This window comes from Curtobacterium sp. SL109, assembly GCF_026672405.1.
In the GTDB taxonomy this organism is placed as follows: Bacteria; Actinomycetota; Actinomycetes; order Actinomycetales; family Microbacteriaceae; genus Curtobacterium.
Map to the genome: position 1 here is coordinate 3,342,943 of NZ_JAPPRB010000002.1, position 16,794 is coordinate 3,359,736.

The window sequence follows — 16,794 nt, forward strand, 5'->3', positions numbered from 1 at the left end:
GCGCGTGGCGGCGCCGCCATGAGCCTCCTGTCCGGCACCGGGTCGCGTCAGCGGGCCGCGCTCGCCTCGCGGACGGCGGCTTCCGCCGCCACCCAGGCGAGCATCCCGCACTTCACGCGCATGACGAACTTCGAGACGCCGTGGAAGGCGACGAGGTCCTCGAGGACGTCCTCGTCGGGCTCGCCGACACCGCGGGACCGCATCATCGTGCGGAACGCCTCGGTCAGCGTGAGCAGCTCGGACGCCGTCCGGCCGACGGCCATGTCGGTGAGCACGGACGCCGAGGCCATCGAGATCGAGCAGCCGTCGCCCTGCCAGGCGAGCCCGGCGACGCGGTCGGTGCCGGGGTCGAGGCGGACGCTGACGGTGATCTCGTCGCCGCAGGTCGGGTTCCGCTCGAAGTGCGACGCGTCGGCGTCGGGCAGGTCGCCGTCGCCGTGCCGGGCCTTGGCGTGGTCGAGGATGACCTGCTGGTACAGGCTGTCGAGGCTGTTCACGCGGTGGCTCCGAAGTAGGCGCGGATCTCGCTGACCGCCTGCACGAAGCGGTCGACGTCCTGGTCGGTCGTGTAGACGTAGGTGCTCGCCCGGCTGGTCGCGGTCAGGCCGAGCCGGCGGTGCAGCGGCTGGGCGCAGTGGTGACCGGAGCGGACGGCGATGCCCTGCGCGTCGAGGTACTGCGCCACGTCGTGCGCGTGCACCCCGTCGACGTCGAACGACACCAGGCCGGAACGCGGCACCCCGGCGGCGGGACCGACGACGTGGATGCCGGGCACGGCGGCCAGGCCCGTGAGCATGCGCTCGGCGAGGTGTTCCTCGTGCACGCGGACGCGCTCCATCCCGATGCCCTGCAGGTAGCGGACGGCCTCGGCGAGCGCCACGGCCTGGGACACGGGCTGCGTGCCGGCCTCGAAGCGCTCCGGCGCCGGCATGAACTCGGTGTGCTCCATCGTGACCGTGGTGATCATCGAGCCGCCGGTGCGGAACGGGGGCAGGGCGTCGAGGAGCTCCTGGCGTCCCCAGAGCACGCCGATGCCGTTCGGGCCGAGCATCTTGTGCCCGGAGAACGCAGCGAAGTCGACGCCGAGCTGCTGCACGTCGACGGGGCGGTGCGGTGCCGACTGGCAGGCGTCGAGGACGACGAGGGCACCGTGGGCGTGTGCGGCTGCCACGATCTCGGCGACGGGCGCGATCATGCCGGTGACGTTCGACACGTGGGCGAACGCGACGACGGCGGTCCGGTCGGAGATCAGCGCCAGGGCGTCGGCGGCGCTCCAGCAGCCGTCGTCGTCGACGGGCACGAAGCGGAGGGTCGCACCGGTCGCGGCGGCGAGCTCCTGCCACGGCACGAGGTTCGCGTGGTGCTCGGCCTCGGTGACCAGCACCTCGTCGCCGGCACCGAGGCGGAAGCGCTCGGCGGCGGCTCCCCCGCGCCCGCGGCTGGCGTTCGCGATGCCGTACGACACCAGGTTGAGCGCGTCCGTGGCGTTCGCGGTCCAGACGACCTCGCTCGGGCTCGACGCGTTGACGAAGCCGGCGACGGTGGCGCGGGCGTCCTCGTACGCGTCGGTGCTCAGCGCGGCGAGGGTGTGCGCTCCCCGGTGCACGGCGGCGTTGTCGTGCTCGAGGAAGCGGCGCTCGGCGTCGAGCACCTGCCGCGGGCGTTCGGCCGTGGCGCCGGAGTCGAGGTACGCGAGCGGGTGGCCGTTCACCTCCTGCTGCAGGATCGGGAAGTCGGCCTTGATCCGCTCGACCTCGTCGGTGGTGAGCGGTCTCTCTGGTGCCTCGATCGTCACGGCGCTGGTTCCTCCTGCTGTCGTCGGGGACAACCGACCCATCGTCCCCGTTGTTCCAGCAGGAGTCCAGTCGGACGCACGGCAGCGCCTGCTCGGGGTCCAGGACGCAGGACGGCCCCGGTCCGCGCCTGCGGTCCGGGGCCGTCGGTCACGACGAGTGGTGTCACTCGTTCCCGAGGTGCTTGTCCGCGGTGTCGCGTGCGCCCTCGATCTTGTCGTCGTACTTGCCGCCGGTGGCCTTCTTCACGGCGTCGGCGACGCCGTCGAGCACCTTGTCGCTGACGCCCTCGGCCTTCTCGCTCTTCAGGGCGTCCTGGACCTTGCCGTCCTTGAGGAACGCCTGGGCCTTCTTGGTGATGTCGTCGAACCCCGCCATGTCGGTGCCTCTCGTGTCAGGCGGGCCCGAGCGCCCGCCGCGTGCAGCCGATGGTAGGCCAGCGCTCCGGATCGTGTACCGGCCCCTCGGACGGCGGGCGGGACGGGACCGGGTCGCGGCCGTCAGACCATCTGGGCGCTGCGCCGGCGGGCCAGGACGTAGCTGACCGCGACCGACCCGCTGACCGCGAGCAGCGACGGGATGAGGATGTCCGTGCCCTGCTGGGTGAACTCGACGACGAGCACGAGCGCGGTGAAGGGCGCCCGCATCGTGGTCGCCAGGAACGCCGCCGCCCCGATGAACGCGAACGACACCAGGCTCGGGCCGTCCGCGGGCCACATCATCGCCCACGCCCCGCCGAGGAACCCACCGAACGCGGCACCGATGGCGATCGACGGCGTCAGGGTGCCACCGACCGCGCCGGCACCGATCGTCGCCGCCGTGGTGATGGTCCGGACGATGCCGAGGACGAGCAGCAGCACGATGGGGACCATGCCGATGACGGTGCCGTCGTCGAGCGCGGTGTTCATCGCCGTGACCGCGAGGGCCCGGCCGTTGCCGAGGACCTCGGGGAAGGGCACGGCGATCAGCCCGACCATCGCGAACACGAGCGGCAGCAGCACGAGCAGGTGCCAGCCCTTCGGCGCGATGCCCTGCAGCCGGTTCGTCAGCTTCACGAACCCCACCCCGGCGAACCCGAGCACGGGACCGACCACCACCGCCCAGACGAGCAGCGACGGCGAGAGGTGCGTGGCGGGCACGTGGTAGAGCACCTCGTCCGGGATCACCAGGCGTGCCACCCCGGCCGCGACGGCGCTCGTGACGAAGGCCGGCAGGGCGGTGGCGAAGGTGAGCTCCCCGAGCAGGACCTCGACGGCGAACAGCGCGCCCCCGAGCGGGACGTCGTAGACCGCAGCCAGGCCGGCGGCGGCACCGCAGGCGACGAGGATCTTCGTCTCGCGCGCGGACAACCCGGCGCGGGCCGTCACGAGCTGGGCGAGCCAGGCGCCGACCTCACGCGGCGCCACCTCCTTCCCGATCGAGGCACCGAGCCCGACGGCCAGGATCTGGACGCCGGCGTTCGCCAGCGTCGCGAGCGCGGGCATCCGCTTCCCGCCCACCGCCGCTGGCACCGACACGATCGGGCGCCCCCACCGGCGGAGCGCCCACCAGGCGAACGCCGTGAGCAGGCCGGCCGCGGTGATCGCGACGAACCGGGTCAGCGGCGAGGGGGCGTCGGCGGCCTCGAGGTGCCCACCGAAGGCGTACCCGAAGGCGACGAACTGGATCAGCTGCAGGGCGAGCCACACGGCGATCCCGGCGACCCCGCCGCCGAGGCCGACGAGTGCGGTGACGACCCCGAGCTTGAGTGCCCAGCCGGACGTCGTGCGAGCGGTGTTCGGCATGGCAACGACCCTATCGGCCGCCACGAACGCCCCCGGGTCGGCGGAGCGACGGGTCCCGCCGCGCCTAGGCTGACCGCGTGAGCGAGACACCCGACCCCGCCCCGGTCCCGACGGCCGTGCAGCATGGCTGGGAGCCCCTCGCGGGCAGTGCGCAGTCGGTCGTGCTCGAGGTCCTCCGCGCCGGACCGCGCCCCCGCACCGAGCTCGCCGAGCGCCTCGGCCTGTCCGGCCCGAGCCTGTCGCGCATCACCCGCCCGCTGCTCGAGGCCGGGATCCTCGTCGAGCGCGACGTCGTGCAGCCCACCACCACCGGACGTCCGTCGATCCCGCTCGACATCGACCCGGACGCCCACCACTTCGTCGGCGTGAAGCTCACCGGCGACGGGCTCTTCGCCGTGGCGACCGACCACCGCGGCCGGGTCCTCACCGAGCGCGAGGAGTCCCTCTCCGCCACCGACGTCCCCGCCGTCGTCGCCCGGATCGCCGAGGTCGTCCGCGCCCTCACCGCCGAGGACGACCGCGTCCGTGGGGTCTGCGTCGCCCTCGGTGGCGCCACCGTCGGCCGCCGCGAGGTCCGCCGCGCCCCGTTCCTCGGCTGGGAGGACGTCCCCCTCGCCGCCCTGCTCACCGACGCCACCGGCCTGCCGTGCTCGGTGGAGAACGACGTCCGGGCGCTCACCCACGCCGAGCACTGGTTCGGCGAGGGCCGCGACCACCGCTCGTTCGCCCTGCTGACCATCGGCGCCGGCATCGGGCTGGGCCTGGTCCTCGGCGGGACCGTCGTCGCCGGCGCGCACTCCACCGCGGGCAGCATCGGTCACCAGCGACTCGGCGGCGCGGTCGCCGAGTCCGACGTGCGCTGCGAGTTCGGGCACCGCGGGTGCGCCCGTGCCGTCCTCAGCGAACGGGCCGTCAGCCTGGCCGGCAGCGCCGCGCTCGGCCGCGAGGTCACCGCCACCGAGCTGCTCGATGCCGCCCGCGACGGCGACACCGCCGCCCGCGCCGTCGTCGACCACGCGGCCGAGGCCCTCGGGCTCCTCGTCGCGGACGTCGTCAACGTCGTCGACCCCGAGGTCGTCCTGCTCTCCGGCGAACTCGTCGGGCTCGCCGAGACCGGTCGGGCAGCGCTCGACCGCTCGATCGAGGCCGCCCGGCACTGGTCGACCCCCGCCCCGACCGTGGTCGTCCAGCCGTTCCGCTTCAACGAGTGGGCACGCGGCGCCGCGGCGGTCGCCATCCAGATGCACGCACTCGGCGCCTGAGCGCGCTGCCTCGGCACGCACCACGCACCGGACGGGAGGCTCCCCACCGGTCTGGTGGGGAGCCTCCCGTCCGGCCCTGGTCGCGACCCGCGGCGCTACGTGAGCTGCAGGAGCGTGTTCACCTGGTCGTTCATCCCGGTCAGCGTGCTGACCGGTTTGCCGTTGGCGTAGATGTCGTCGAACGCGGGCTGCACCAGGGCCTGCACGTCCCCGGGGTTCCGCGTCACCGGGAACAGGAACGTGGTCTTCTCCGCGACCTGGCCGGTGAACGCGGACACGTCGAAGCCCTTCTCGCGGAACGCCGCGACGGCGGCCTCGGTGCCCTCCGGACGCGCCGGGAACACGATGCCGGCGCGGCCGACGATCTGCTGCGCGGTCGCTCCCCCGAGGAACGCGACCCACTTCGCGGCGGCCTCCGGGTTCCGCGCCTGCTTCGTGATCGAGTCACCGAGCCCGTTGAACATCGAGGCGCGGTGTCCCACCGGGCCGATCGGGGTCGGCGCGATGCCGACCTGCATGTCCGGCAGGTTGCCGTACGCACCGATCATCCACGAGCCGTTGAACGACAGCGCGACCTTCTTCGCGCCGAGCTGCACGTCCGGGCCGGTCGTCGTCGAGAAGACGCCGTACTTCGGCATGTAGCCCTTGTCCGCCAGGCCGAAGTACCACGAGATCGTCTTCTGGAACCCGGCGTCGTCGTACCGGAACCTGTTCCCCCACGGGTTGGCGTTCGTGTAGAACCAGTCCGTCGAGCCGGTGAACGGCGACCACTGCGTCTGGCCGAAGCCGTCGCCGCCGCTGCCGTTCGAGCTCATCCCGTAGACGGCCACGTCGGTCTTGTCGAAGCCCGGTTCGTCCCCGCGGCGGCCCTTGCCGTCGATGGTGAGGTGGGCGAGCATCCGCTCGAACGTGCCGCCGTCCTCGGGGTTCCACTCCAGGGCGGCGAGCTGCTCCGGGGTGACGCCGGCCTTCTGCATGACCGCCTCGTCGTAGAACATCGCGATGGTGTCCCAGTCCTTCGGGGACCCGTAGCGGTGCCCGTTGCGGCCCTTCCACAGCTCGGCGAGCCCGGACTGGTAGTCGGCGTCACGGATGCCGGCGGTGGCCTCGAGCTCGTCGAGTTCGTACAGCACGTCGAGGTCGGCGTACTGCGGGAACTTCGTCAGGTGGTCGGTGAAGACGTCGGGCGCGGTGCCGGCGATGAACCCGGCGGTGAGCTTCGTCCAGTAGTCGTTCCAGCCGAGCTGGGTGATCTTGATCCGGATGTCGGGGTTCTCCCGCTCGAAGGCCTTCGCGACGGCCTGGTACGCGGGCAGCTGGTTGGAGTCCCAGAGCCAGTACGACACGGTGCCGGTCGCACCGCCCGTCGAGCTGCTGCGTCCCGGCGAGGAGCACGCGGCGAGGGCACCGAGGGCCAGGGCGGAGGCGCCGCCGGCGAACAGTGCGCGGCGGGTGATGGAGTTCGTCATGGGAGCGTCCCTACTTGATGCCGGAGAAGCCGATGGAGTTGACGATGCGCTTGGCGAAGAGGCCGAACAGCACGATCATCGGGAGCGCCGCCACGAGCGTCGCGGCCATCAGGCCCGACCAGTCGGTGCCGGACTGCGGTGCCTGCGACTTGAAGACGCCGAGGGCCACGGTGAGCACGCGCGAGCTGTCGGTGTACGACACCATGAGCGGCCAGAAGTAGTCGTTCCAGGCGGTGATGTACGTCAGCACGGCGAGCGTCGCGATCGGTGCCGAGGCCATCGGCAGGATGAGCCGGAAGAACACGCGGACCTTGCCGGCGCCGTCGATGAGCGCCGCCTCCTCGACCTCCTTCGAGATGCCGAGGAAGAACTGCCGCAGGAAGAACACCGCGAACGGCGTCATCAGCATCGACGGCAGCGAGATCCCGAGCAGGGTGTCGACGAGCCCGAGCGACTTGATGAGCGCGAAGTTCGGCAGCAGCGTGAAGATCGTCGGGACCATCAGGCCGGCGAGGAACACCCCGAAGACCTTGTCGCGTCCGGGCCAGCGGAGCCGGGCGAAGGCGTAGGCGGCCGCGGCGGAGAAGAACACCTGCCCGACGGTGATCATCGTGGCGGTCAGGACGGAGTTGAGCAGGTACTGCCAGAAGTTCAGCGTCGCGCCGGAACCGCCCTGCGACAGCGCCTCCTTCGTCGTCTGCAGGCCGAACACCCGCTCGAACCCGCCGAGGCTGAACCCGGTCGGCAGCAGCGAGGTGGGGTCGGCGGAGATCGCGCCGTTCGAGGACAGTGCCGTGCGGAGGATCCAGTAGAAAGGGAACAGGGTCACGACGATCACGGCGATCATCGCGATCCAGGCGGCGACGCGGCCGACGGAGGGACGGGGACGGGCGGGCTTGCTGCCGGCGGTGGTGACGGCGCGGGTGGTGACGGGGTCGACCACGGGCGGGAGGGTGCTGGTCATCTTCGACTCGCTTCCGGGAGTGCTGGTTGGCCGCGTCAGTCCAGGTCGCTCTCGCCGGAACGCGAGAGTCGGTACTGGATGAACGTGATGACGCTGAGGACGATGAGGAGGGCCACCGAGACGGCGGACGCGTAGCCGAACTGGAACCGGCCGAAGGCCAGGTTGTAGATGTAGTTCTGCACGACGTTCGTGGCGTTCGCCGGACCACCCTGGGTGGTGACGGCGACGGTGTCGAACACCTGGAACGAGCCGATGATCGTGATGATGAGCACGAGCGACAGGATCGGGCGGAGCAGCGGGACCGTGATCCCCCAGAACATCTTCCACTCGCTCGCGCCGTCGATCCGGCCGGCCTCGTACACCTGCTCGGGCAGCGCCTGCAGGCCCGCGAAGATGAGCAGCGCCGTGTAGCCGACGTTCCGCCAGACGTTGATGAACGCGATCGTCGGGATGCCCCAGACGTCGCTCTGCAGGAACGGGATGCGGCCGACGCCGATGGCGGAGAGCACCTCGTTGCCGATGCCGAGCTGCGTGTCGAGGATCCACAGCCAGATGAGCGCGGCCACGACGTTCGACACCAGGTACGGCGCCAGGACGATCCCGCGGACGAACGTCGACTTCGTCAGCCGGTGCATCATCACGGCGATGAACAGCGCCAGGACCGTCTGGAACCCGATGTTCAGCAGGACGTACTCGACCGTGACGAGCATCGAGTGCCAGAAGATCGAGTCCTGCACGAGCCGCTCGTAGTTCTGCAGGCCGGTGAACACCGGCGGCGTGAGCAGGTTGTACGACGTGAAGGACAGGTAGATCCCGCGGACGGTCGGCCACAGCAGGAACAGCGCGAACCCGATCGCGGCCGGGGCGATGAACACGAGCGCGAGCCGCAGGTCGTTCGGCGGGCGACGTCGCCGCGGTGCCGGGGTCCCGGTGCCGGCACGCTCCTCCACCGGGCGGCTCCGCCGGTCGGCGGTCACCGTCAGGGGTGACGGCAGTGGTGTTTCGGTGGCCATCGTGACTCCTTCGTCGCGTCGGTTCCGTCCGGCAACGCTGCCGGTCGGGTTTAGTGTCGCTGCAAAAGAAACGGCTTGTCAAGACATCCGCCGGGACTGCTCGGGTCTCGCCCCCGGACGACGGACGGGAGGCTCGGGGCCAGCTGGCCACGAGCCTCCCGTCCGTCCCGTGGTGGCGTCAGATCGCGGTGAGGCGGAACGGCACCACGCGCTCGGCGTACGTCGACGGGGCCTCGAGCCCCACCGTCTCCAGGACACGGCCGGTGAAGACCCGCTCCCCCGACCACCAGACCGGCGCGCGCACGCCGTCGCTCCCGCTGCCGATGAGCACCGGGTCCACGCGGTAGCGCGCCTCGGGGTCGAGGTCGCGGAAGGTGATGCGGCCGCGCAGGCTGACCTCGGGTGCCGTGAGCGACGCGAGGAAGAACATCGCCTCGCGCCGGTCGGAGGACACCGCGCCGTACACGTTGAGCGTCTCGTCGACCTGGTCCACGCGGACCAGGTCCCCGCCGTGCAGCAGCCCGCGGACGTCCTTGTACAGGGCGATCCACTCGGCGAGGTCGCGCTCCTCGGCCTCGGTCGCCGTGGCCAGGTCCCACTCGATGCCGAGGTGCCCGAACAGGGCCGTGCCCGCGCGGAAGGACAGGTCGTGCCAGCGCCCGGTCGTGTGGTTCACCCCGCTGGCGATGTGCGAGCCGAGCAGCTCCGGCGGCAGGAGCTGCATGGTCCACCGGTTCATCTGCTGGCGTTCGAGCGGGTCGATGCAGTCGGACACCCAGACGCGGTCGGTGTGCTCGATGACGCCGAGGTCGACGCGGGAGCCGCCCGACGAGCACGACTCGATCTCGAACCCGGGGAAGCGGTCCTTGAGCGCTGCCATCAGCCGGTAGGCCGCCAGGGTCTGCTCGTGCACGGCCGCGCCGCCGTCCCGGTGCCCGGCCTCGACCAGGTCGCGGTTGTGGTCCCACTTGACGTAGTCGATCCGGTACTCGTCGATGATCGCGACCATGCGGTCGAGGACGTACTCGTAGGCCTCCGGGATCGCGAGGTTGAGGACCTGCTGGTGGCGGGAGCGGACCGGCAGCCGTCCGTCGGCCTGCATGACCCAGTCCGGGTGCGCCCGCGCCAGGTCGCTGTCCTCGTTGACCATCTCCGGCTCGAACCACAGGCCGAACTGCATGCCGGCGGCTCGGACGTGGTCGACGAGCGGGCCCAGGCCGTCGGGCCAGACCGTCTCGTCGACGAACCAGTCGCCGAGGCCCGCGAAGTCGTTGCGGCGGTGGCGAAACCAGCCGTCGTCGAGGACGAAGCGCTCCACGCCGAGGCGGGCGGACCGGTCGGCGAGGTCCTTCAGGCGGTCGAGGTCGTGGTCGAAGTAGACGGCCTCCCAGACGTTGATCGTCATCGGGCGGACGCTCGTCGGGTGCTGCGGGCGGCTGCGCAGGTGGCGGTGGAACCGGCGTGCCTGGTCGTCGAGGCCGGTGGCGTAGGCGCCGTAGAGCCACGGCCCCTCGTACGACTCCCCCGTGCCGAGCCGGACCTCGCCGGGCAGCAGGAGCTCGCCGCCGCCGAGGACCTGGCGGCCGTTGAACAGGCGTTCGGCGTGGTGGCGGTGGTTGCCGCTCCACGCGGTGTGGACGCCCCAGACCTCACCGTGCGCGAAGCCGAAGCCCGGCTCGCCGACGCTCAGGACCGTGGCGGCGTCGGCGCCCGTGCGGCCCTTGCGCCCCTCGCGCTCGTGGATGCCGACGACGAGTTCGCGGCGCTGCGGGGTGCGCTCCTTGCCCCAGCGTCCGGCGAAGTCGAGGATCTCCCGCGCGCGGGTCGGGATCGGCAGGGCGACCGTGAGCTCGTCGACCGTGTACGTCCCCGCGCCGGTGTTCGTGACGGCGGCACGCGTGCGGACCAGGCCGGCGGGGAGCAGCTCGATCTCGAGACGGACGGCGAGCTGGGCGGTGTCGTCGGTGGCCTCGACGACGAGGCGTGCGGCTCCGGTGTCGATGAGGACGGGAGCGGCTTCCGTCTCGTCCGGCCCGGGCGCGGTCTCGTGGGCTTCGCCGATCACGTCGAGGCTGGTCACGATGAACCGGGGCGACCAGTCGTGCCCGTCGCGGTGTCCGGACAGGCCCGGCTTGCCCGACCACCCGGCGTGCTGCTCCGGCAGGACGGCCAGGCGGATCGGCTCGTCGATCGCGTTCGAGACGACCGGTTCGAGACCGGCCTCGACGAGCGCGAGCAGGTCGCTGGTCGACTGCTCGCCCAGCGCTGCGCCCCAGTGCACGACGGCCGGCAACCGGCCCCGCGTGCAGTCGAGGACCAGGGAGACCCCGGCGGTGGACAGGTGGACGAGGGCGTGCGGGAGGTGCGTCATCGGATCTCCTGGGTTATTTCTTCCGCCGTGCAACTAAGTGGGCGGCCAGTATGTCAGAACCAGCGCTTGACCTTGAAGACGACGAACAGCGCCGCGGCGAAGACGACCATCGCGAGGACCGCCAACGGGTACCCCCACGTCCAGGTGAGCTCGGGCATGTGAGTGAAGTTCATGCCGTAGATCGCGGCGATGAGCGTCGGCGCGAACAGGATCGCCGCCCAGCCGGAGATCTTCTTCGTGTCGTCGTTCTGCTTCTGCGCCGCCAGGGTCGCGTCGACCGTCAGCGCGTTCTGCAGCAGTTGGCGGAAGGTGTCCACGCGCTCCACCGTGCGGATCGCGTGGTCGAGCACGTCGCGGTAGCGCCGCTGCATCTCCACGGGCAGGTGGTACTTCTCGGCGCCGCGGTGGATGTTCTCGATCATGTGGATGAGCGGCCGTGCTGCCCGCTGGAAGTCGACGACCTCGCCGAACAGCTCGTAGATGCGGCGGGACACCCCGGGGACCCCGGCGAAGAGCTGGTCCTCGATCTGGTTGATGTCCTCCTCGAGCCCCTCGGTGACCGGACGGTAGTCGTCGACGATCGTGTCCATGAGCGCCCAGAGCTGCGCCTGCGAGCCCGCCGTCACCAGGCCCGGCTTGCCGCTCATCCGCTGCAGGGCCCGCGGGACGACGTTCCGACCGCGCGGGTCGGCCTGCACGACGGCGAGGAAGAAGTCGTCGCCGACGAAGGCGTGCACCTCGCCGAACTCGACCTCCTCGCGGCGGTCGTTGTACAGCGCCGGCTTGAGGACCGCGAAGAGCGTCGACCCGTAGCGCTCGAGCTTCGGCCGCTGGTGCCCCTCGGCGGAGTCCTCGACCGCGAGCTCGTGCAGGCCCAGGGCGACGGCGACGTCCCCGAGCTCGACCGGGTCGGGCTGGTACAGGACGATGCAGACGGTGGCCCCCTGCTCCCGCATCATCCGGAAGCTGTCGTCGAGCGAGGGACTCGCGATCGGGGCGATGCGGTCGATGTACACGGTGTTGAGCTCGACGGTCACGTGCCCAACCTACGCACCCGTGGAGCGGTCGACGACCGTACCTGGGTGCGCGCTGCGCGCCGGGCCCCGACCACCGCCTACCGTGCAGATCGACAGCATGCTGACGAAAGGGAAGACGCCATGCGATGGTTCCGGAAGATCGTGATCGCGGCCAGTGCCGTCATCGCCGTGGTGGGCTCGTTCATCGGGTCGGGCGCTGCCGGTGGCACGCCCATCCAGGACGCCGCCGGTGGGGCGCTGTCCGCGTCCTCGACGGCGATCGCCCCCGGCGGCCCGGCGTTCGGCATCTGGAGCGTCATCTACGTCGGGCTCATCGCGTTCGCGGTCTGGCAGTTCCTGCCCCGCCGTGCCGACCAGGCCCGCCACGACCGGCTCGCCGTGCCCGCGACGCTGTCCCTGCTGCTCAACGCGGCATGGATCCTGTCCGTGCAGTTCGGCTTCCTCTGGGCCAGCGAGCCGATCATCGTCGCGCTGCTCGGGGTGCTCGTGTGGGCGTTCGTGGTCCTGCGGCGCACGACGCCGTCCGGCACCGTCGAGGCGGTCATCACCGACGGCACGTTCGGCCTCTACCTCGGGTGGGTGTGCGTGGCGACGGCGGCGAACACGGCCGCGGTGCTGACGGCAGCGGGCTTCCGCGGGTTCGGCCTCGGGCAGGACGTCTGGGGCGTCGCCGTGGCAGCGGTCGCCGGGCTCGTCGGGGTCCTCGTGGCGATCGGTGGCCGGGGCCGGCTCTCCCCGGTCGTCTCCCTCGGCTGGGGTCTGGCGTGGGTCGCGGTCGCGCGGCTCGACGGGCCCCTCGTCTCGGTGCCGACCGCCGTCGCGGCGATCGTGGCCGCGGCAGCCGCGGTGGTCGTCACGCTCGTGGTGCGGGCCCGCGCGGGTTGGTCCGCCGCGCGCTCGGCCAGTGCCGCCCGCGTGAGCTGACGCGGGGCGGGCTGGCCGCGTGCGGCTGCCCGCGTGCGGGCTGCACGCGGCTGCCCGTGCGCGCCGAGACTCGGCCCCGCGGACACTCTGCGGGGCCATCGGCGCGCAGGGTGTCCGGCCGCGCGAGACTCGGCAGCGCGACCGTGCCCACCCGCGCCGCACCCGCGTGCCGGCGACACCGGCCGGCGGTCCCGCACGTCCGGCGGAAGCGACACCGGGCGTGCAGAAGCGCGACGCGATCGCACCGACGGCGTCGCTCGATGCGCGGGCATGGAGCCGCCCGCGACGAACGCGACACCGGGCGTGCGCAAGCGCCGCGCGGTCGCAGGGACGCTGTCGCTTCCACCGGTCGGTCGTGCGTGCCCGAGCGCCCGCGGCCCCGCGGCCCCGAGACTCGGCGCCGCGGACACCGTGCGGGCCGTTCGGCGCGCATAGTGTCCGGCTGAACGAGATTCGGCAGTGCGCCACCCGTCGCCCGCGGCCGCACGCACGCACCCGACGAAAGCGACACAGCCCGTGCGGAAGCGCCGCGCACTCCCCCCGCCCGTGTCGCTCGATGCGAGGGCATGGAGCCGCCCGCGACCAAAGCGACATCGGGCGTGCGGAAGCGCCGCGCGATCGCACCGACGTTGTCGCTTCCGCCGGTCGGTCGGTCGGTCGCGCGCACGGCCCGCGGCCCGCGTCCCCGCAGCCCCCCGCGGCCGAGACTCGGCCCCGCGGACATTCTGCGGGCCGTTCGGCGCGCAGGGTGTCCGGCTGGGCGAGACTCGGCAGCGCGCAGCGCGCCGCGCGCAGCGCGCCGCGCGCAGCGCCTACCGCGCGGACGCGACCAGGCCGTGCGCGGCCGCGACGGCTTCGTTCGTGACGCGGCCGTCGTGCACGTTGAGCCCGCGGGCGAGTGCCGCGTCGGACTCCATCGCCGCCGCCCACCCCTGGTCGGCGATCGCGAGGGCGTAGGGCAGCGTCGCGTTCGTCAGCGCGATGGTCGAGGTGCGCGGGACGGCCCCGGGCATGTTCGCCACGCAGTAGTAGACGGCGTCGTGCACGGCGAAGGTCGGGTCGTCGTGCGTGGTCGGCCGCGAGCCCTCGAAGCACCCGCCCTGGTCGATCGCGATGTCGACGAGCACCGAGCCCGGACGCATGTCGGCGACCATCGCGTCGGTGACGAGCTTCGGCGCCGAGGCACCGGGGATGAGCACGGACCCGATCACCAGGTCGGCCTCGCGCAGTGCCGACGCGATCGCGTGGGACGAGGACCGCAGCGTGGTGATGCGGCCGTCGAACCGAGCGTCGAGTGCCCGCAGCCGCGGCAGGCTGATGTCGAACACGGTGACCTCGGCGCCGAGTCCGAGTGCCATCGCCGCGGCGTGCTCGCCGGCGACCCCACCACCGATCACCACGACGCGGCCCTTCGGCGTGCCGGGGACACCGCCGAGCAGCAGCCCGCGGCCACCGTTCGCGCGGAGCAGGTGGTTCGCGCCGACCTGGGCGGACAGCCGCCCGGCGATCTCGGACATCGGGGACAGCAGCGGCAGCGACCGGTCCGGCAGCTGCACGGTCTCGTAGGCGATCGCCGTCGCGCCGGAGTCCGTCAGGACGGTGGTCAGCGCGCGGTCGGCCGCGAGGTGCAGGTAGGTGAACAGCACCTGGCCCGGGCGGATCGACGCGTACTCGGACGCGACCGGCTCCTTCACCTTGAGGACGAGCTCGGCGTCCGCCCAGACCTCGGCCGCGCTCGGCACGATCGTGGCCCCGGCGGCGACGTACTCGGCGTCCGGGAAGGACGATCCGTCGCCGGCACCGGCCTGCACGAGCACCTGGTGTCCGTGGGTCGTGAGCTCACCGACACCCGCCGGGGTGACGGCGACGCGGAACTCGTTGTTCTTGATCTCGGTGGGGACGCCGATGCGCATGGCGGACTCCTTCGTGGGCGGTGCGCGGGGTGTCCGCGCTGACCCGACCATCCAGCCACTCACGTGTGTCCGGCGTGTGACAGCCGAACATCTGGATGATCCTGGGCCGATCCGTGCAACGGGATTCGGTCAGCCCTGCGGATCGCCCGTGCGGTCAGCCCCTGCTGCGGAGCGACTCGCTCGGCAGCTCGCCGAAGCGCACCCGGTACGCGGCGGAGAACCGACCGAGGTGCCCGAAGCCCCATGCCCGTGCGATCTCGGCGACCGAGACCTCGTCACGGTCGGCGCGACGGAGTTCCGCGTGGGCGCCGTCGAGCCGCACCTGCCGGAGCAGCTCCCCCGGCGTCTGGTCGAGGTGCCGACGCAGCGACTGCTGCAGCCCCCGCGGGCTGAGGCCGGCGGCCGACGCGATCTCCGGCGTGCCGATGGCCTCGGCGGCGTGGGCGTGCACGAACTCGAGCGCGCGTCGGAGCCGCTCGTGCTCCGGCCCGGTGCCGTCCACCGATGCCCGCCAGACCTCGCGCCGGGGGAAGGCGGTGAGTGCCGCGCGGGCGAAGGACTCGGCGATGTCGCGGCGTGCGACGCTGCTGAGATCGGTGCCGCGGTCCAGCCAGGTCGACGAGTTGCGGCGGACGACGTCCTGCCACACGCGGACGCCCTCGGTCGACGGCCGCTGGAGGGGCTCGAACGCGAAGTCCGGGTCCCCGGTCAGGGCCGTCACGAAGCGGCGGTCGAGCTGGACGATGTTGAGGGAGATGTCGCGGTGGTGCATCTCCCAGGTGTCACCGATCGGCAGCACCACGGGCACGCCGGGCTGCAGGTCGACGTGCTCGCCGCGGTGGGAGAACGAGGTCGACCCCGACCGCAGCCAGACCACGTGGAACTCGTCGTCAGTGCGGCACGCACCGCGGAAGTCGACGGCGGCACGCGCGGTCCGCAGGGACATGCGCTCGTCGCCGACCCCGGAGAAGTCCCACGGCGTGTGCCGTGAGGTGCGTCGGACGACCGGTGAGCGGAGGTCGTAGCCCTCGGAGAAGAAGGCGACCGCGTGGTCGATGTCGGTGCCCTTGACCCGACGGAACCAGCGCGCACCCGGGCGCTCCGGAGCACCGGCCACCGGCGTTGCGGGAGGGGTTCCGAGCGTCGTGGCCGACGGCCGGGTCTGCGTGGAGAGCACCATGGGCGAGAACGTATCGACCACCACCGACAAACCAGCGCGTCGGTCAGACCAGCCGGACGACCGCCTCAGTTCTGCAGGATCGCCTGCCCGATGCTCTCGTCGAGGATCAGGTCCGTCACGAGCCCGGCTGCGAGCGCCCCGCGGAGCGACGCCGCCTTGCCCCGTCCGGCGACCACGCAGATCCGCCGCGGCGCCCGCTTGATGATGTCCAGGTCGGGGCCACCGGCGCGGGCGTTCAGCCCGATGTCCCGCCACGACCCGTCCGCGCGGTAGAAGACGGTCGAGACGTCGCCGACGACGCCGGCGCGGGTGAGCTCCTCGCGGTCGGCGGGGTCGAGGTAGCCGCCGGAGTAGACGTGCGAGGGCACCGGGGCCTGCGGCGCACCGACACCGAACACGACGACGTCCATCCGCTCGTGCAGGTCGAGCACGCGGCGGATGGAGCGCTCGCGGAACAGGGCCTCCTTCGTCGCGGGGTCGTCGAAGAACGCCGGCACGGGGAACTGCTGCACGAGGGCGCCGTACGCCTCGCCGAACCGCCGGAGGATCTCGGACGCGTAGACGATGCCGGTGGTGCGGGTGTTCGCGGCGCCGTTCACCTGCACGACCGTGGACCCGTGGGTGGTCTTCGGCACGAGGAACCGGCTGACGGCGCTCACCGTCGAGCCCCACGACAGGCCGATCACCATGTTCGACTCGATGTACTGGGTCAGGATCCGGGCCGCCGACAGCGCCACCCGTTCCAGGCGGTCGACGTCGCTCGTGTGGTCCGGCACCGGCACGACGTGGGCGTGCACCCCGAACCGTGCACGGATGTTCCGACTGAGTGCCGCGGCCTGGTCCAGGGGCGACCGGATCTGGATGTCGACGAGCCCGGTGTCCCTGGCGTGCTTGAGCAACCGGGAGACCGACGACCGGGACGTGCCGAGCTCGTCCGCGATGGCGTCCATCGTCAGGTCCTGCAGGTAGTACAGGTGTGCAGCGCGCAGGGCCTGCTGCGTCCGCATCGGCTGTGCCGCGTCGCTCACCAGGTCCACCCTGCAAGGGAACTCGCTGGACCTGCGCTCGTGTTCATGGAGCCAAC

At 72.1% G+C, this 16,794-nt stretch carries 14 protein-coding genes; 2 read left to right on the forward strand and 12 right to left on the reverse strand.

What is annotated here, in order from left to right; all coding sequences use genetic code 11:
- Positions 1-47: 47 nt before the first annotated feature.
- The 4 genes from sufU to OVA28_RS17295 all read right to left on the reverse strand — a co-directional run bounded on the left by sufU (position 48) and on the right by OVA28_RS17295 (position 3,577).
- A complete protein-coding gene (gene sufU, locus OVA28_RS17280; protein WP_268097843.1) occupies positions 48-497 on the reverse strand; it encodes a Fe-S cluster assembly sulfur transfer protein SufU in 450 nt (149 codons plus the stop codon).
- Positions 494-1,837, reverse strand: a complete 1,344-nt coding sequence (locus OVA28_RS17285; protein ID WP_442780808.1) for an aminotransferase class V-fold PLP-dependent enzyme — start codon at positions 1,835-1,837, stop codon at positions 494-496. The genes sufU and OVA28_RS17285 overlap by 4 nt, the downstream gene beginning before the upstream one ends.
- Positions 1,838-1,958: 121 nt before the next feature.
- Positions 1,959-2,171 carry an Rv0909 family putative TA system antitoxin gene (locus tag OVA28_RS17290; protein WP_071269705.1) on the reverse strand — a complete coding sequence of 71 codons (213 nt, stop codon included), beginning with the start codon at positions 2,169-2,171 and terminating at the stop codon, positions 1,959-1,961.
- Between the two features lie 122 nt (positions 2,172-2,293).
- Positions 2,294-3,577 (reverse strand): chloride channel protein, encoded by a 1,284-nt coding sequence (locus OVA28_RS17295; RefSeq protein ID WP_268097845.1) that lies wholly within the window; start codon positions 3,575-3,577, stop codon positions 2,294-2,296.
- A gap of 77 nt (positions 3,578-3,654) precedes the next feature.
- Between OVA28_RS17295 and OVA28_RS17300 the strand changes: the two genes are divergently transcribed.
- A complete protein-coding gene (locus tag OVA28_RS17300; RefSeq protein WP_268097846.1) occupies positions 3,655-4,839 on the forward strand; it encodes an ROK family transcriptional regulator in 1,185 nt (394 codons plus the stop codon).
- 95 nt (positions 4,840-4,934) lie between these two features.
- On the opposite strand, the gene OVA28_RS17305 is transcribed toward OVA28_RS17300, so the two are convergent.
- The 5 genes from OVA28_RS17305 to OVA28_RS17325 form a co-directional block, all read right to left on the reverse strand.
- Entirely contained in the window at positions 4,935-6,308 is a 1,374-nt protein-coding gene (locus tag OVA28_RS17305; RefSeq protein ID WP_268097847.1) for an ABC transporter substrate-binding protein, read from the reverse strand.
- Positions 6,309-6,318: 10 nt separating this feature from the next.
- The gene (locus OVA28_RS17310; protein WP_194662450.1) at positions 6,319-7,272 is read right to left on the reverse strand and encodes a carbohydrate ABC transporter permease; all 954 of its coding nucleotides are present in this window, start codon (positions 7,270-7,272) and stop codon (positions 6,319-6,321) included.
- Between the two features lie 35 nt (positions 7,273-7,307).
- The gene (locus OVA28_RS17315) at positions 7,308-8,285 is read right to left on the reverse strand and encodes a carbohydrate ABC transporter permease (protein ID WP_194662452.1); all 978 of its coding nucleotides are present in this window, start codon (positions 8,283-8,285) and stop codon (positions 7,308-7,310) included.
- 178 nt (positions 8,286-8,463) lie between these two features.
- Positions 8,464-10,656 carry an alpha-galactosidase gene (locus OVA28_RS17320; RefSeq protein WP_268097848.1) on the reverse strand — a complete coding sequence of 731 codons (2,193 nt, stop codon included), beginning with the start codon at positions 10,654-10,656 and terminating at the stop codon, positions 8,464-8,466.
- A 53-nt stretch (positions 10,657-10,709) separates the two neighbouring features.
- On the reverse strand, positions 10,710-11,693 hold the full coding sequence (locus tag OVA28_RS17325; RefSeq protein ID WP_071269702.1) for a magnesium and cobalt transport protein CorA: 984 nt from the start codon (positions 11,691-11,693) through the stop codon (positions 10,710-10,712).
- A 120-nt stretch (positions 11,694-11,813) separates the two neighbouring features.
- Between OVA28_RS17325 and OVA28_RS17330 the strand changes: the two genes are divergently transcribed.
- On the forward strand, positions 11,814-12,617 hold the full coding sequence (locus tag OVA28_RS17330) for a tryptophan-rich sensory protein (protein WP_268097849.1): 804 nt from the start codon (positions 11,814-11,816) through the stop codon (positions 12,615-12,617).
- 812 nt (positions 12,618-13,429) lie between these two features.
- On the opposite strand, the gene ald is transcribed toward OVA28_RS17330, so the two are convergent.
- The 3 genes from ald to OVA28_RS17345 form a co-directional block, all read right to left on the reverse strand.
- Complete coding sequence (ald, locus tag OVA28_RS17335; RefSeq protein WP_268097850.1) at positions 13,430-14,530, reverse strand: alanine dehydrogenase; 1,101 nt, start codon at positions 14,528-14,530, stop codon at positions 13,430-13,432.
- Between the two features lie 154 nt (positions 14,531-14,684).
- The gene (locus OVA28_RS19160) at positions 14,685-15,710 is read right to left on the reverse strand and encodes a helix-turn-helix transcriptional regulator (protein WP_326493763.1); all 1,026 of its coding nucleotides are present in this window, start codon (positions 15,708-15,710) and stop codon (positions 14,685-14,687) included.
- A 65-nt stretch (positions 15,711-15,775) separates the two neighbouring features.
- Positions 15,776-16,717, reverse strand: a complete 942-nt coding sequence (locus OVA28_RS17345) for a sugar-binding transcriptional regulator (RefSeq protein WP_194627429.1) — start codon at positions 16,715-16,717, stop codon at positions 15,776-15,778.
- Positions 16,718-16,794 lie beyond the last annotated feature (77 nt).

What these genes read in the sequence shown, in the direction of transcription:
- OVA28_RS17285 (WP_442780808.1), bottom strand. Translation starts at nt 1,837, where the DNA reads ATGGGTCGGTTGTCCCCGACGACAGCAGGAGGAACCAGCGCCGTGACG.
- OVA28_RS17290 (WP_071269705.1), bottom strand. Translation starts at nt 2,171, where the DNA reads ATGGCGGGGTTCGACGACATCACCAAGAAGGCCCAGGCGTTCCTCAAG.
- OVA28_RS17295 (WP_268097845.1), bottom strand. Translation starts at nt 3,577, where the DNA reads ATGCCGAACACCGCTCGCACGACGTCCGGCTGGGCACTCAAGCTCGGG.
- OVA28_RS17305 (WP_268097847.1), bottom strand. Translation starts at nt 6,308, where the DNA reads ATGACGAACTCCATCACCCGCCGCGCACTGTTCGCCGGCGGCGCCTCC.
- OVA28_RS17310 (WP_194662450.1), bottom strand. Translation starts at nt 7,272, where the DNA reads ATGACCAGCACCCTCCCGCCCGTGGTCGACCCCGTCACCACCCGCGCC.
- OVA28_RS17315 (WP_194662452.1), bottom strand. Translation starts at nt 8,285, where the DNA reads ATGGCCACCGAAACACCACTGCCGTCACCCCTGACGGTGACCGCCGAC.
- OVA28_RS17320 (WP_268097848.1), bottom strand. Translation starts at nt 10,656, where the DNA reads ATGACGCACCTCCCGCACGCCCTCGTCCACCTGTCCACCGCCGGGGTC.
- OVA28_RS17330 (WP_268097849.1), top strand. Translation starts at nt 11,814, where the DNA reads ATGCGATGGTTCCGGAAGATCGTGATCGCGGCCAGTGCCGTCATCGCC.
- ald (WP_268097850.1), bottom strand. Translation starts at nt 14,530, where the DNA reads ATGCGCATCGGCGTCCCCACCGAGATCAAGAACAACGAGTTCCGCGTC.
- OVA28_RS19160 (WP_326493763.1), bottom strand. Translation starts at nt 15,710, where the DNA reads ATGGTGCTCTCCACGCAGACCCGGCCGTCGGCCACGACGCTCGGAACC.
- OVA28_RS17345 (WP_194627429.1), bottom strand. Translation starts at nt 16,717, where the DNA reads ATGCGGACGCAGCAGGCCCTGCGCGCTGCACACCTGTACTACCTGCAG.